Origin of the sequence: Streptomyces sp. NPDC059582, assembly GCF_042735715.1 — a bacterium.
Lineage (GTDB): Bacteria > Actinomycetota > Actinomycetes > Streptomycetales > Streptomycetaceae > Streptomyces.
On sequence record NZ_JBHWCC010000024.1, the window covers coordinates 73,485 to 86,870 of the forward strand.

Annotated in this window: 11 protein-coding genes and 1 riboswitch; of the genes, 1 reads left to right on the forward strand and 10 read right to left on the reverse strand. The window is 73.5% G+C overall.

From position 1 onward, the window contains the following. Window positions 1-11: 11 nt before the first annotated feature. Entirely contained in the window at window positions 12-1,652 is a 1,641-nt protein-coding gene (locus tag ACFV0T_RS21350) for a hypothetical protein (protein ID WP_385781265.1), read from the reverse strand. A gap of 196 nt (window positions 1,653-1,848) precedes the next feature. Further along, complete coding sequence (locus ACFV0T_RS21355; RefSeq protein ID WP_385781268.1) at window positions 1,849-3,018, reverse strand: steroid 3-ketoacyl-CoA thiolase; 1,170 nt, start codon at window positions 3,016-3,018, stop codon at window positions 1,849-1,851. 194 nt (window positions 3,019-3,212) lie between these two features. On the opposite strand from ACFV0T_RS21355, the gene ACFV0T_RS21360 reads away from it, so the two are divergent. After that, window positions 3,213-4,448 (forward strand): cytochrome P450, encoded by a 1,236-nt coding sequence (locus tag ACFV0T_RS21360; RefSeq protein ID WP_385781270.1) that lies wholly within the window; start codon window positions 3,213-3,215, stop codon window positions 4,446-4,448. Window positions 4,449-4,529: 81 nt separating this feature from the next. Here the strand turns inward: ACFV0T_RS21360 and ACFV0T_RS21365 are convergent, their stop codons facing one another. From ACFV0T_RS21365 to ACFV0T_RS21400, 8 genes are all read right to left on the reverse strand, one after another. Next, entirely contained in the window at window positions 4,530-5,219 is a 690-nt protein-coding gene (locus ACFV0T_RS21365; protein WP_385781274.1) for a YoaK family protein, read from the reverse strand. 101 nt (window positions 5,220-5,320) lie between these two features. Beyond that, window positions 5,321-5,734 carry a transglycosylase SLT domain-containing protein gene (locus ACFV0T_RS21370; protein ID WP_385781276.1) on the reverse strand — a complete coding sequence of 138 codons (414 nt, stop codon included), beginning with the start codon at window positions 5,732-5,734 and terminating at the stop codon, window positions 5,321-5,323. Between the two features lie 337 nt (window positions 5,735-6,071). Next, window positions 6,072-6,890 (reverse strand): ECF transporter S component, encoded by an 819-nt coding sequence (locus ACFV0T_RS21375; protein ID WP_385781280.1) that lies wholly within the window; start codon window positions 6,888-6,890, stop codon window positions 6,072-6,074. Beyond that, entirely contained in the window at window positions 6,887-8,692 is a 1,806-nt protein-coding gene (locus ACFV0T_RS21380) for an ABC transporter ATP-binding protein (protein WP_385781282.1), read from the reverse strand. The genes ACFV0T_RS21375 and ACFV0T_RS21380 overlap by 4 nt, the downstream gene beginning before the upstream one ends. After that, complete coding sequence (locus tag ACFV0T_RS21385; RefSeq protein ID WP_385781409.1) at window positions 8,689-9,726, reverse strand: energy-coupling factor transporter transmembrane protein EcfT; 1,038 nt, start codon at window positions 9,724-9,726, stop codon at window positions 8,689-8,691. Before ACFV0T_RS21385 ends, ACFV0T_RS21380 begins: the two co-directional genes overlap by 4 nt. 298 nt (window positions 9,727-10,024) lie before the next feature. Beyond that, window positions 10,025-10,687, reverse strand: a complete 663-nt coding sequence (locus tag ACFV0T_RS21390) for an SCO2322 family protein (RefSeq protein ID WP_385781284.1) — start codon at window positions 10,685-10,687, stop codon at window positions 10,025-10,027. Beyond that, window positions 10,684-11,925 (reverse strand): prenyltransferase/squalene oxidase repeat-containing protein, encoded by a 1,242-nt coding sequence (locus tag ACFV0T_RS21395; protein WP_385781287.1) that lies wholly within the window; start codon window positions 11,923-11,925, stop codon window positions 10,684-10,686. Before ACFV0T_RS21395 ends, ACFV0T_RS21390 begins: the two co-directional genes overlap by 4 nt. A gap of 115 nt (window positions 11,926-12,040) precedes the next feature. Next, window positions 12,041-12,176: riboswitch (cobalamin riboswitch) on the reverse strand. 116 nt (window positions 12,177-12,292) lie between these two features. Continuing rightward, a complete protein-coding gene (locus tag ACFV0T_RS21400; RefSeq protein ID WP_385781289.1) occupies window positions 12,293-13,321 on the reverse strand; it encodes an MBL fold metallo-hydrolase in 1,029 nt (342 codons plus the stop codon). Window positions 13,322-13,386 lie beyond the last annotated feature (65 nt).

The following is a 13,386-nucleotide window of genomic DNA, read 5'->3' on the forward strand; positions in this document are numbered from 1 at the left end:
CGAACAGGCCATCAGCCTCGGCAGGCCCGCGCCGGGTGCGGGGTGAGACCGTATGCCGAGCCGATCCGGTACTCGCCGGGTGCGGGGACGGTGAGGCGGGTGAACTCCCCGGCCGGGGCGAGGCAGCCTCCGTCGGACTTCAGCCACGGCGAGTAGGCGACCCGTACGGTCACCGCGCCGGCCCGCGCCACGTGCAGCACCACCTCGGCGCTCGTCGTGCCGACGACGGTGCCGGGCGCCGAGACGAGCGGTACGGCGTCGCGCACCCGGAACACCCGCCAGTGGGCGTCCTGCCAGACGGGTTCCAGCCAGTCGGGCCGGTGGGCGCCGCCCACGAGCCGGGCCTCGTCCTCGGCGTACCCGTCGGGCTCGCCCAGCGGCAGGACGACGAACCCGACCGCCCACCTGTCCAGCCACGCACGGTAGGTGGTGGGGGAGAAGGTGCCGTCGTAGAACAGCCGGGCGCGTTCCATGTCGAGTTGCCGGTTCCAGCCGCGGGCGAGGTTGACGTGCGGGGCGAGTTCGGCGGCCTCGCGGTGGTTGCGGGCCGGGACGGCCTCGACCCGGGTCCGGTCCGCGCCGAGCCCTTGCAGGGCGCGTACGACGGGCCGCGCGTCGGCGGCCCAGGCCGGCACGGCGGTGGACACCTTCAGGTCGTCGGCGGTCTTCTTGCCGACCCAGCCGACGGAGAAGACGAGGGCGACGACGAGGAGAGCGCGGGCGATGCGCCGAAGCCGCGGCGCGGTCAGCAGCGCCGCCAGCAGCGCGGCGGGCGCGAACAGCTCCGCGAACCGCTCGACGTTCGTGCCGACCGGGGAGGCGACGAGGTACGTGAGCACGGTTCCGGCCGCGTACACGGCCCCGCTCCACCGGGCGACCCGCCAGCCGCGCGGGGCGAGCACGGCGACGGCGAGCCCGAGCGCGACCGGCGGCCAGATCCGGGCCGCCGGCATCAGCTGCTCACCACTGAAGGGGAAGAGGAGGGTGGTCCCCGCGACGACGACGGCGGGCGGGGCGAGGAGGGACAGCGCCCGGCCCCGGTCCCGCCGCCCGAGGAGGAACCCGGCCCCGACGACGACCAGGAACAGCCCGGCCACCGGGCTGGCCGCGGTCGCGAGTGCCGCGTACACCCCGGCCGCCACGGGCCGCCGTTCGCCCGTCAGCAGCACGCAGGCCGCGAGCCCGAGCGCCACGCCCAGCGCGAACGTCGTACGTCCCGAGGCGACGTCGCACCACAGCGCGAGCGAGGCCAGCAGGGCGGGCCCGACCGGTGCGCGGACCGAGGTCCGCCGGATCAGCACGGCCGCCAGCCAGGAAGCGGCGATCCCCGAGCCGACGGTGACCGTCCGCACGCCGAACCCGGCCATCAGATACGGCGAGAGCAGGCTGTAGTTGGCGGTGTGCATCCCGCCGTACCAGAACAGGTTGTACGCGGATCCCCCGTGCCGACCCGCGAACCCCGCCCACGCCTCCTGCGCGGCCAGATCCCCGCCGCCGGTGGCCAGGAACGCCCACCACAGTGCGTACAGGGGCAACACGGGCAGCGTCGCCAGGAGCGGCACGCGGTGGCGGACCCATAGCGCACGCAGCGGATGACTCCGCGCGGCGGCCGTGCGAGCTTCCCGGGGCAGGGTTTGTTCGGCTGGGATCACGGGGGTGAAGACGTGGCGCGGGGCGGGAACGTTCAGTGGCGGCCGAAGGTGATCGTGTCGCGGACCGCCGCTACCGGGTGCGAGCCCGGTGACGCGGCCGGGCGGGCGAGACCACAGGTCACCTTCACCGGCAACCGCCTCGACACCGCCCGGACCCGCGCCGTCACCGAGTCCGTGTCAGTGTCCTGGTCGGCGGCTAAAGGCGCTGGATGATCGTGCCGGTGGCCAGGCCGCCGCCCGCGCACATCGTGACGAGTGCGAACTCCTTGTCCGCGCGTTCCAGTTCGTGCAGGGCGGTGGTGATCAGGCGGGCGCCGGTCGCGCCCACGGGGTGGCCCAGGGCGATCGCGCCGCCGTTGACGTTGACCTTCGTCAGGTCCTGGTCGAAGACCTGGGCCCAGCTCAACACCACCGACGCGAAAGCCTCGTTGATCTCGACGAGGTCGATGTCCTTGAGGGACATGCCCGCCTTGCCCAGCACGGCGTTCGTGGCGTCGATCGGGCCGTCCAGGTGGAAGTGCGGGTCCGCGCCGACGAGAGCCTGGGCGACGATCCTCGCCCTCGGCTTCAGTTTCAGGGCCCGGGCCATCCGTTTCGACGCCCACATGACGGCTGCCGCGCCGTCGGAGATCTGGGACGAGTTGCCCGCCGTGTGGACGGCCGTCGGCATGATCGGCTTCAGCGCGGACAGGCCCTCCGGTGTGGTGTCGCGCAGGCCCTCGTCCTTGTCGACCAGGCGCCACATGCCCTGGCCCGCCCGCTGCTCGTCCTCCGTCGTCGGCACCTGCACCGCGAAGGTCTCCCGCTTGAAGCGCTCCTCGGACCAGGCGATCGCGGCCCGTTCCTGGGAGACGAGGCCCAGGGCGTCGACGTGCTCGCGGGTCAGGCCGCGGTGGCGGGCGATGCGTTCCGCCGCCTCGAACTGGTTCGGCAGATCCACGTTCCACTCGTCCGGGAACGGCTTCCCGGGGCCGTGCTTCGAGCCCGAGCCCAGCGGTACCCGTGACATGGACTCGACGCCGCACGAGATGCCCACGTCGATCACACCCGCCGCGATCATGTTGGCCGTCATGTGGCTCGCCTGCTGCGAGGAGCCGCACTGGCAGTCGACCGTCGTCGCCGCCGTCTCGTAGGGCAGGCCCATGGTCAGCCAGGCGGTGCGCGCGGGGTTCATGGACTGTTCGCCGGCGTGGGTCACCGTGCCGCCGACGATCTGCTCCACGCAGTCGGCGGGGATGCCGGTGCGGCCGAGGAGTTCGCGGTACGTCTCGCCCAGCAGATACGCCGGGTGGAGATTGGCGAGCGCGCCGCCGCGCTTGCCGATGGGGGTGCGTACGGCTTCGACGATCACGGGTTCGGCGGCCATGGGTGCGGGGTCCTCTCCTCCGAACTGATACGTGTTCTAGTTCTGTGTGCAGTCTGCGGAGGAGGCGTCCGCCGCCGCAAGGGTCTTGCAGGCAGATTCGGGGCGCCATACCCCTTGCCACTTGTAGAACCCGTTACTACCTTCGCGGCAGCTCTATTCCTGATGGGCCGTCAGATGGCTGGAGTGAGTTGCCGATGCCCTGTCCAGCGCTTCCCGACGGGTTCGACTTCACCGACCCCGATGTGCTGCAACACCGCGTGCCCCTGCCGGAGTTCGCCGAGCTGCGGCGCGCCGAGCCGGTCCGTTGGATCCCGCAACCGCCCAACCTTGCAGGCTTCCAGGACGACGGCTACTGGGCGGTCACCCGGCATGCGGACGTCAAGTACGTTTCCACTCATCCGGAGATCTTCTCGTCGTACCTCAACACGGCGATCATCCGCTTCAACGAGCACATCGAGCGGGACGCGATCGACGCCCAGCGGCTGATCCTGCTCAACATGGACCCGCCCGAGCACACCCGGGTCCGCCAGATCATCCAGCGCGTCTTCACCCCGCGCGCCATCCGCGCCCTGGAGGCCAACCTGCGCTCCCGCGCGGAGGCGATCGCGGCGCACGCGCGCGCCCGCTCCGGGACCTTCGACTTCGTCACCGAGGTCGCCTGCGAACTGCCCCTCCAGGCCATCGCCGAACTCATCGGCATACCGCAGGACGACCGCTCCAAGATCTTCGACTGGTCCAACCGGATGATCTCGTACGACGACCCGGAGTACGCGATCACCGAGGAAGTCGGCCAGGAGTCGGCCACCGAGCTCATCGCGTACGCGATGAACATGGCCGCCGCCCGCAAGCAGTGCCCCGCCAAGGACATCGTCACCACGCTGGTGGCGGCGGAGGACCAGGGGAATCTGGGCTCCGACGAGTTCGGCTTCTTCGTGCTGATGCTGGCCGTCGCCGGCAACGAGACGACCCGCAACGCCATCACCCATGGCATGCACGCCTTCCTCACCCACCCCGGGCAGTGGGAGCTGTACAAGAGGGAGCGGCCGGCGACGGCGGCCGAGGAGGTCGTCCGCTGGGCGACGCCGGTGAACTCCTTCCAGCGGACCGCCACGCAGGACACGGAACTGGGCGGCAAGCTGATCAGGAAGGGGGACCGGGTCGGCATCTTCTACGCCTCCGCCAACCACGACCCCGAGGTCTTCGACCACCCCGACGTGTTCGACATCACCCGCGATCCGAACCCGCACCTCGGCTTCGGCGGCGGCGGGCCGCACTACTGCCTCGGCAAGTCCCTCGCCGTGCTGGAGATCGACCTCATCTTCAACGCCGTGGCGGACGCCATGCCCGGCCTGCGGCTGACCGGCGACCCGCGCCGGCTGCGTTCCGCCTGGATCAACGGGGTGAAGGAGCTGCCGGTCAGTACGGTCTGAGCGCCCGGCCCGTTCCGAGGGAGGCAGGAGCGACCCCAGCCCGCACGCCCCGCCCCTGCCTCCCCCGAGACGTCAGCGCGGTCACTCACGGCCCGACGCCGTCACCGCCAGGACCGCCGTCAGCGCCGCCGCGATCAGCAGCGGGATACCCAGGCCGTGGTGCAGCACCAGCCATGCCCCGAGCAGCGCGCCCAGCGCCATCGCGGCCACCGCCGTGCCACGGCGCGCGAAGCGCCCGCCCGGGCCGCCCGTGGCCCGGGCGTCGGAGGCCAGTCCGGTCAGGGTCATCGTCAGGACGGTCGTCGTCAGGTCCGGCACGCCCAGCTTGCGTACGGTCGCGTTGCGCAGACCCATCGCGAGGGCCGTGACGGCGATGAGCGTGTACGTCGTGCCCGTGGCGCCCGGTGCGGCGAAGGCGACCGCGGCGGACGCGGCCACCAGAACCGCCTCGACGGCCAGGGTCAGCCGGGCCCAGGTGCGGCGCGAGCCCTCGCCGAGCCGCCGGGCGACGCGCCCTCCGGCGGCCGCGCCCACCAGGAAGCAGGCGAGGGAGGTCGCGGTGTGCGGCACCGAGAAGCCCGGCGCCCCGGCGGCGGCGAAGCCGAGGACGACGACGTTGCCGGTCATGTTGGCGGTGAAGACATGGCCGAGGCCCAGATAGCTGACGGCGTCGATCAGCCCGCTCACCACGGTCAGGGCCAGCAGCACCGCCACCAGGGACAGGCCGCGCGCCTCGGAGTCGTACGTCCCGGACTCGGAGTCGGTGGTCACCGCCTCAGTGGATCACGCGGCGGACGGGAAACAGGTGAAGGCGGCGGCCCCGGGGATCGGGGACCGCCGCCTTCACGTGTGATGCGGGGAAGTCGGTCGGCTCAGTACCAGCCGTTCGCCTGCCAGAACTTCCAGGCGTCGACCGGGCTGCCGTAGCGGGACTTCATGTAGTTCAGGCCCCACTTGATCTGGGTGGCCGGGTTGGTCTTCCAGTCGGCACCAGCGGCGGCCATCTTGTTGCCGGGCAGCGCCTGGACCAGGCCGTAGGCGCCGGAGGAGGAGTTCGTGGCGTGCATGTTCCAGCCACTCTCGTGCGACACGATGTTGTTGAAGGCCTTGAACTGCGCGGCGTCCGGGATCATCTTGTGCGCGATCGCCTGAGCCGAGGAGGACGACGTGGTGGCCGCCTGGGCCGGAGCCGCAGTGAGGGCCATGCCGGCGGTGGCGGCGGCCACGGCGGCGACGGTGAGGGCCTTCTTCGGGCTGGCGATGCGGCGGATGACGGAGACGGACACGGAGAACCTTTTTCTTCGGGGACAGGGGGTCACCCACTCGCTGCGACCACGCGGTGCGCGGTGTTGGCATGTGTCGGCGCCTCGGCCCTGAGGGGCTCGTGGCGCCTGGTGACGTCACCCAGAGAAGCAGCCACGACGAATGTCCGCAATGACCCTCTTTACTAGTGGTGGTCGCATCGGGGTGTTTCGTCGCTTGTGTGAGCTGGCTCTCAATCCGCAGGTCAGAGGCGGTAGGGTCGCATGCATATATCCCTTTTGTCCCTACTGTCCATCTTAGTAGGTGACGTGCGTCATGTGGGGTGCTTCACCGCTTCGGTCACGTTCCGCCCACAGGGACTCACGGTGTGGGTGCGTCGAATGTGACCGCGGTCTCGAACGCGGCCCGTCGGGTGGCGCGGCGCAGCGCCTTCAGCACCGCCGGACCGACCACGAGGGTCAGCACGACCGTGAGGAGGGCGCGGCCCAGGTCCCAGCCGAGCGAGGTGGCCACGCAGTACGCGACGAAGCGGGCCAGGTTCACGGGGACGGCCGCGTGCGGGTCGAAGGCGATGTTCGAGGCGTTGCCGTCCATGAAGGTCCAGCCGGCCATGTTCATCGCCGTGCCGTAGGCGAAGGCGGCCAGGAAGCCGTAGGCGCAGAGCAGGGCCAGCTCGCCGCGGCCACGCAGCCGGTCCGGGCCCGGCAGCAGGCCCGCGCCCATCGTGAACCACCCCATGGCGAGCATCTGGAACGGCATCCACGGCCCCACCCCGCCGGTGAGCAGCGCCGACGCGAACATCGTGACCGAGCCGAGCACGAAGCCGAAGCCCGGCCCGAGGACCCGTCCGCTCAGCACCATCAGGAAGAACATCGGCTCCAGACCGGCCGTACCGGCGCCGATCGGGCGCAGCGCCGCGCCGGTCGCCGCCAGGACGCCGAGCATGGCGACCGCCTTCGGGCCGAGTCCCGACTCGGAGATCGTCGCCGCCAGGACCGGCACCAGCAGCACCAGCAGCCCCGCGAACAGCCACGGGGCGTCCTGGGCGTGGGCACTGACCTGCGAGGTGGGCGGGGCCAGGAAGGGCCAGGTGAAGGCGACCACGCCGACGGCGCTGACCAGGGCGAGCGCGGCGAGGGAGCGGGGGCCGAGACGGACGGCCCGTGCCTGTCGGGTCATCGCAGGGCCTGCCTCACCTGGGTGACCGTGAGCCACCGCTGCGGGGCCAGGATCTTGGTGACCTGCGGGGCGTAGGAAGGGGAGGAGACGACCACCTCGGCGGTCGGGCCGTCGGCGATCACCTCGCCGTCGGCCAGCAGGACGACCCGGTGGGCGAGCTCGGCGGCCAGTTCCACGTCGTGGGTGGCGAGCACGATCGCGTGCCCCTCGGCGGCGAGCGCGCGCAGCACGCCGACCAGCCGGGCCTTCGCCGCGTAGTCCAGGCCGCGGGTCGGTTCGTCGAGCAGGAGAAGGGGAGGGCGGGCGGTCAGGATCACGGCGAGCGCGAGCGCCAGCCGCTGCCCCTCGGAGAGGTCGCGGGGGTGGGTCTCGTCGGCGACACCGGGCAGCAGCTCGCAGACGAGGGCGCGGCAGGTGCCGGGAGCGGCCTGCGCGTCCCGGTCGGCGGCCGTGCACTCGGCGCCGACCGTGTCGGCGTACAGCAGGTCGCGCGGCTCCTGCGGGACCAGGCCGACCCGGCGCACCAGATCGCGGGGCGAGGTGCGGTGCGGGGTGGCCCCGCCGACGCGGACCGTGCCGGAGGTCGGCTCGACGAGCCCGACCAGCGTGTTGAGCAGCGTGGACTTGCCGGCACCGTTGCGGCCCATGAGCGCGAGGGTCTCGCCGGGGGTGACGGTGAGGTCGACGTGGCCGAGGGCCTGGACGCCCGCGCGGCGGACGGCGAGGGCACGGACCTCGGCGACGGCGGACGGCGGGGCGGAGGCGAGGGACGCCTCCCGCTTGCGCGGGCGCCGGAGGGACCGGAGGGAGAGGAGCGGGCGGGACGAGGGGGCCCGCACCGCTGCGGGCGCGGATACGGGCGCGGATATGCGTGCCGATCCGGGCACGGAGACAGGTGAGGAGTCCGGTACCGATGTCGGTGCTGGTGCCGGTGCCGGTCGTGCGGGGCGGGGTGCCGCTTCGGAGGCGGCGGTCGGCTCGACCCGTCCCGCCAGCTGTTCTCGCAGGCCGGACGCCCGGCGGCGGGCGTCGCGCACCGTCAGCGGCAGCGGGGACCAGCCCGCCAGCCGGCCGAGGTCGACGACCGGCGGGTACACGGGGGACACCGCCATCACCTCCGCCGGGGTGCCCAGGACCGGGGCGGCGCCCGGGCCCGGCAGGAGGACGACCCGGTCGGCGTACTGGACGACGCGTTCCAGGCGGTGCTCGGCCATCAGGACCGTCGTCCCCAGGTCGTGGACGAGCCGCTGGAGGACGGCGAGGACCTCCTCGGCGGCCGCCGGGTCGAGCGCCGAGGTCGGCTCGTCGAGGACCAGGACCTCCGGGTGCGGGGTGAGGACCGAGCCGATCGCGACCCGCTGCCGCTGGCCGCCGGACAGGGTGGCGATCGGGCGGTCGCGCAGATCGGCCAGACCGAGCAGGTCGAGGGTCTCCTCGACCCGGCGGCGCATCACGTCCGGGGCGAGGCCCAACGACTCCATGCCGTAGGCGAGTTCGTCCTCGACCGTGTCCGTCACGAAGTGGGAGGACGGATCCTGGCCCACCGTGCCGACGACGTCGGCGAGTTCGCGCGGCTTGTGGGTGCGGGTGTCCCGGCCGGCCACCGTGACGCGGCCGCGCAGGGTGCCGCCGGTGAAGTGCGGGACGAGACCGCTGACCGCGCCGAGCACGGTGGACTTCCCCACGCCCGACGGGCCGACGAGCAGCACGAGTTCGCCCTCGGGCACCTCGAAGTCCACGCCCCGCACGCTGGGTCCGGCGGCGCCGTCGTACGTCACGGAGACGTCCTCGAAGCGGATCACGAGGGCTCCTTGGGGGCGGGGGCGAGGAAGGCGGGGAGCAGGCCGAGGAGTACGGCGGCGGCGGGCCCGAGCGGGAGCGACGGCGCCACCAGGGGGACGACGCCGGGGTGCAGCGCCGCCGGGTCGGCGGAGGCGGCGACGGTGAGCAGTGCGGCGACGGCGGCACCGGAGGCCGCGACCAGGCAGGCGCGCAGATCCCACCGGTCCGGGCGGTAGCGGGTGCGGGGCGTGCGGCGGCCGCCGAGCCACAGGCCGCCCAGCGCGGCGGCGAGCCCGGCCAGCAGGACCGGAATGCCGTACGTGCCGCCCTCCGCGGTGAGCAGGCCGTACGTGCCCGCGCAGACGCCGAGCAGCCCCCCGAGGGTGAGCGCGGCGGTGACGCGGCGGACGGGGGCGGGGACGGCGGCGGTACGGCCGTAGCCGCGGGCGTCCATCGCGGCGGCCAGGGCGACGGAGCGCTCCAACGCGCCCTCCAGGACCGGGAGCCCCACGTGCAGCAGGCCGCGTATGCCCCGGTCCGGGCGGCCGCGCAGCCGACGCGCGGCGCGCAGGCGCTGCGCGTCGGCGATGAGGTTCGGGGCGAAGGTGAGTGCCACCACCACGGCCACGCCGGTCTCGTAGAGGGCGCCGGGCAGGGACTTCAGGAGGCGGGTGGGCCCGGCGAGGGCGTTCGCGGCGCCCACGCAGATGAGGAGGGTGGCGAGCTTCAGGCCGTCGTAGAGGGCGAAGCCGAGCGCCTCGGCGGTGACCGCGCCGCCCAGCCGGATGCCCTGGGCCCAGTGGGGGAGCGGGACTTCGGGGAGGGTGAGGAGCACGTGCGTGCCGGGGATGGGCGAGCCGAGGGCGACGGCGAAGCCCAGGCGCAGGAGGAGCACCGCGAGGGCGAGTCTGGCGAAGGCGCCGTAGGAGCGGGACCAGGGGGTGGTGGGGGGACGGCAGGTCGCCACGACGTAGCCGGAGACGGTGATGAGGAGGGCGAGGAGGAGGGGGTTGGTGGTGCGGGTGGCGGCGATGCCGAGGCTGAGTGCCCACAGCCACCAGGCGCCGGGGTGGAGGGTCGCGTGGAGTTGCCGCCGGTCGCGGCGGTGCGACTGCCCGTGGCTCGGCGGCCGGTCGCGGCGGCACGCGTGTCCGCCGCTGTGCCGGGCCGTGCGGCCAGGGAGTGTTTCGAAAGTCCCGTCCGGCCCGCGACGCCTGGCACGGCACCGCGCCGCGTTGTCGGGATCATCCGCGTACGCCCAGTACGCGGACGACTCTCCGCCTTGCGACGCACCGCACCAGACGCCGCGAGCCCCGCCCTCCGGGCGAACGACGCTGCTTCCGAAACACGCCCTAGTCACGCCCGCGCCGCCGGACCTGCCAGAACGCCGCCGCCGCCAGGACGGCCACCGTCGCGCAACCGGCCGTCAGGCCCACCGACGGGCCCCCGCCCGTGGTGTGCTTGCTCGCCGCCGCGGTCGCCGTCGCCGTGCTCTTCGGCTTCCCGTTCGCCGACACCTGCTCGCCGCAGCCCTGTTCCGGGTAGCCCGCGATCGCGCACAGCAGGGCGTTGGTGTCGTAGCGCAGTGGCCTCGCGACCGCTGCCAGGGCCTCCGCCGTGGTCGCGGCGGAGGCTACCCGGGCGCAGGCCGTCCGGCTCACGGGCGGGGTCTCGCCGGAGGGCGCGTCGGACGCCGTACCGAAGTCGATGACCAGGGCGACCCGCTTGTGGCCGTCCCGGGCCGGTGTCCTCGCGCAGATCGTCGCGAAGTCGGCCGTGCCGCGTGGCCGGGTCGCGTCCTGGGAGTCCGCGCTGACCGCGAAGCGGAAGCCCTGGACGTCGCCGTCCGAGGGGCGCGCGGTCGACGGGCCCTGGGTGGCGTACGTCCAGCCCTCGCCCGCGCGGTCCCAGAAGGACCAGTAGCGGTAGCCGGTGGCCTGCGCCTGGCCGGCCGCTCCCAGCAGGGGGAGCAGGACGGCCAGGAGCAGGACGGCGGCGGCACGGCGGCGGCTCACGACCGGCGCTTCCTGACGCGGCCGAAGAGCAGGAATCCGACGGCGACGACGACGGCGAGCAGGACGCCGCCCGCGATCCACACGACCTTGCCGGTGCCGGAGGAGTCGGAGGCCGCCGAGCTCTTGGAGTCGCCGGCGGCCCCGGAGTCCTTGGCGTCGGGTACGAACACGGGGCCCGGGCCGGTCGCGTCGAGGAGCTTCACCAGGTCCTGGCCGCCGAAGTCGCGCGGGTCGTGGCCGGCGGCGTTCGCGGCGAGGATCAGCTGCGCGTACGCCGCCGGGCCGCCCTGCTGCGCCCACTTCGCGGAGTCGGCCTGGAGCCAGCGCACGGCCGGGACCGCGGCCTCGCCCTGGTGGGCGGTCGCGAGCGCGACGACCGCGTCGGCGGTGTTGCCGTAGTCGGGCTGGTCGTCGGCGCCGGGCAGCGCCGACGTCAGGTGGCCGTCCGAGGCCAGCTCCTTGGCGAGGTAGGCGGCGCCGTTGCGAGCGGCCTGCGCGGCGTCGGCGGCCGCGTCCTTGCAGGTGAGGTCGGTCGCGTTCGGCTGCGGGTCGGCACCCGCCAGGCCCTTGCCGAGGGCGGCGACCACGGCTGCCGCGGTAGCGTCCGCGTTGGCCGTGAGCGCGCCCTTCTTGTCGGGCTGGTAGGCGAAGGCGCCCGCTCCGTCGCCGGTGCAGGGCAGCGCGAGCTTCAGCAGGGCGTCGTACGGGGACTTGCCGCCCTTGCGGACGTCCTGCGGCTTCTCGCCCGTCGCCGACAGCGCGCCGACGACCACGGCGGTGGAGTTGGCGTCGCTGGCGCCGCCCGGCGCGTAGCCCCAGCCGCCGTCCGCGTTCTGCACGGACTTCAGCCAGGCCACGGCCTTGCCGGTGACGGGGTCGTGGTTGCCGAGCGCGGCGAGGGCCTGGACGGCGGCGGACGTGCTGTTGGTGTCGACCATGAGCTTGGCGTCGCAGGCCTTGGCGGTGTCGGCGCGGAACGCGGCGAACGACCCGTTCGCGCACTGCTGCCCGATCAGCCAGGCGATGGCCGACGAGGCGGGCCGCACGCCCACGGTGTCCTGCGCGAGCAGGGCGAGGGACTGCCGCCAGACACCGTCGTACGTGGGGTCGGTGCGGCCGTAGAGGCCGGTGGGTATCGCCACCGACGGGGACGGGGACGGGTCGGCGGCGACGGCGGGCGTGGCGGCGCCGATCACGGCGGCGGCGGCCAGGACCGCGGCGCTGCGGCGGACGTTCATGATCGGCGGGTGCCTCTCCCTGTGGGGAGCCGGGCGACGCGGGGCACCCCCGGGCGGCTCGGCTCCGTAGACCTCGACGGTGCCGTGCACCGGCGGACGGCCGGTGCGCGTAAGCCGGTCACGAACCGTACGGAGCGATCCGGCTCGCCACCCTGCGGTGGCTCACGGCTGCGGGTCAGCGCCGGAATTGCACCGGCTTCCCCCCGTACGGGTGTGATGACGACGCCGCCACTCTACCGGCCCGTAGGAAAGGGCCGAGGGGCGGCTGTGAGGGCGGGCGGACGGGTGGCGGCCCGGGCGCGGGGCGGCTTCGCCACGGGGCGAGCGGTTCGCGCCGTCCCGTACGGGTCACACCGCTATGTAAGGGTCACACCGCCACGTACGTCACCGGCTCGCTCCCCGTCACCGACTCCGCCCGTCCCAGTTTCACCAGTCGCCGCAGATGGGCCTCGGCCTCCGAGACCGCGATGTTCCGTGATCCGTAGGGGATCTGGTCCCAGGGGCGGTTCCACTCCATGCGTTCGGCGACCTGCCACGGGGTGAGGGGTTCGGCGAGCAGGGCGAGCAGGCCGTCGAGCCGGTCCTCGTGATGGGCCAGCAACTCCCGTACGCGGGAGGTCGCGTCGGTGAAGGTGTACTGGTGGGCCGGGAGCACGTCGGCGGGGGCGAGGCGGCCGACGCGTTCGAGGGAGTCGAGGTAGTCGCCCAGCGGGTCGGTGACGGTGATGTCGTCCGGGTCCTCGTACAGGCCGATGTGCGGGGTGATCCCCGGGAGCAGGTGGTCGCCGGAGAACAGGCGCCCGTGGCCCGGGAGTCGAGAAGGGTGCTCCTCCTCCAGGTGGAGGCAGACATGGCCGGGGGTGTGACCCGGGGTCCAGACGGCGCGCAGCCGGCGGCCCGGCAGGTCGAGCAGTTCGCCGGGGACGATCTCCCGGTCGGGCAGGGCGGGGGAGAAGCCGGGCAGGGTGCGACGGGGGCGGGCGGTGCGCAGCGGGGCCACGTGCTCCTCGGGGGCGCCGGCGGCGGCGAGCTTGTCCCGCATGTACGTGAACCAGCGGTCGGGGCGGGTCTCGCGGGTCCTGCGGACGATGGAGATGTCCGCCGCGTGCATCGCGACCCAGGCGCCGGAGGCCTCGCGCACCCGGCCGGACAGACCGTGGTGGTCGGGGTGGTGGTGGGTGATCACCACGCCGTGGAGCCCGGCGACCGACGTGCCGCAGGCGGTGAGGCCCTCGGCGAGGGTGTCCCAGGACGCCGGGTCGTCCCAGCCGGTGTCGATCAGCACCGGGCCGCGGTCGGTGTCGACGACGTACACGAGGGTGTGGCCGAGGGGGTTGTCCGGGATGGGGACCTCGATGGACCGTACGCCGCCGCCGTGGTCGTGCACCTGCGTCATGGGCTCCCCAATCGCCGCGTCCCGGTCACTATAACTAGAACAAGTTTCGATGGGAGCCCGAGTCG

Bases quoted from the DNA above. Each gene is read 5' to 3' on its own strand.
- ACFV0T_RS21360 (WP_385781270.1), top strand. From the start codon at position 3,213: ATGCCCTGTCCAGCGCTTCCCGACGGGTTCGACTTCACCGACCCCGAT.
- ACFV0T_RS21400 (WP_385781289.1), bottom strand. From the start codon at position 13,321: ATGACGCAGGTGCACGACCACGGCGGCGGCGTACGGTCCATCGAGGTC.
- ACFV0T_RS21375 (WP_385781280.1), bottom strand. From the start codon at position 6,890: ATGACCCGACAGGCACGGGCCGTCCGTCTCGGCCCCCGCTCCCTCGCC.
- ACFV0T_RS21395 (WP_385781287.1), bottom strand. From the start codon at position 11,925: ATGAACGTCCGCCGCAGCGCCGCGGTCCTGGCCGCCGCCGCCGTGATC.
- ACFV0T_RS21355 (WP_385781268.1), bottom strand. From the start codon at position 3,018: ATGGCCGCCGAACCCGTGATCGTCGAAGCCGTACGCACCCCCATCGGC.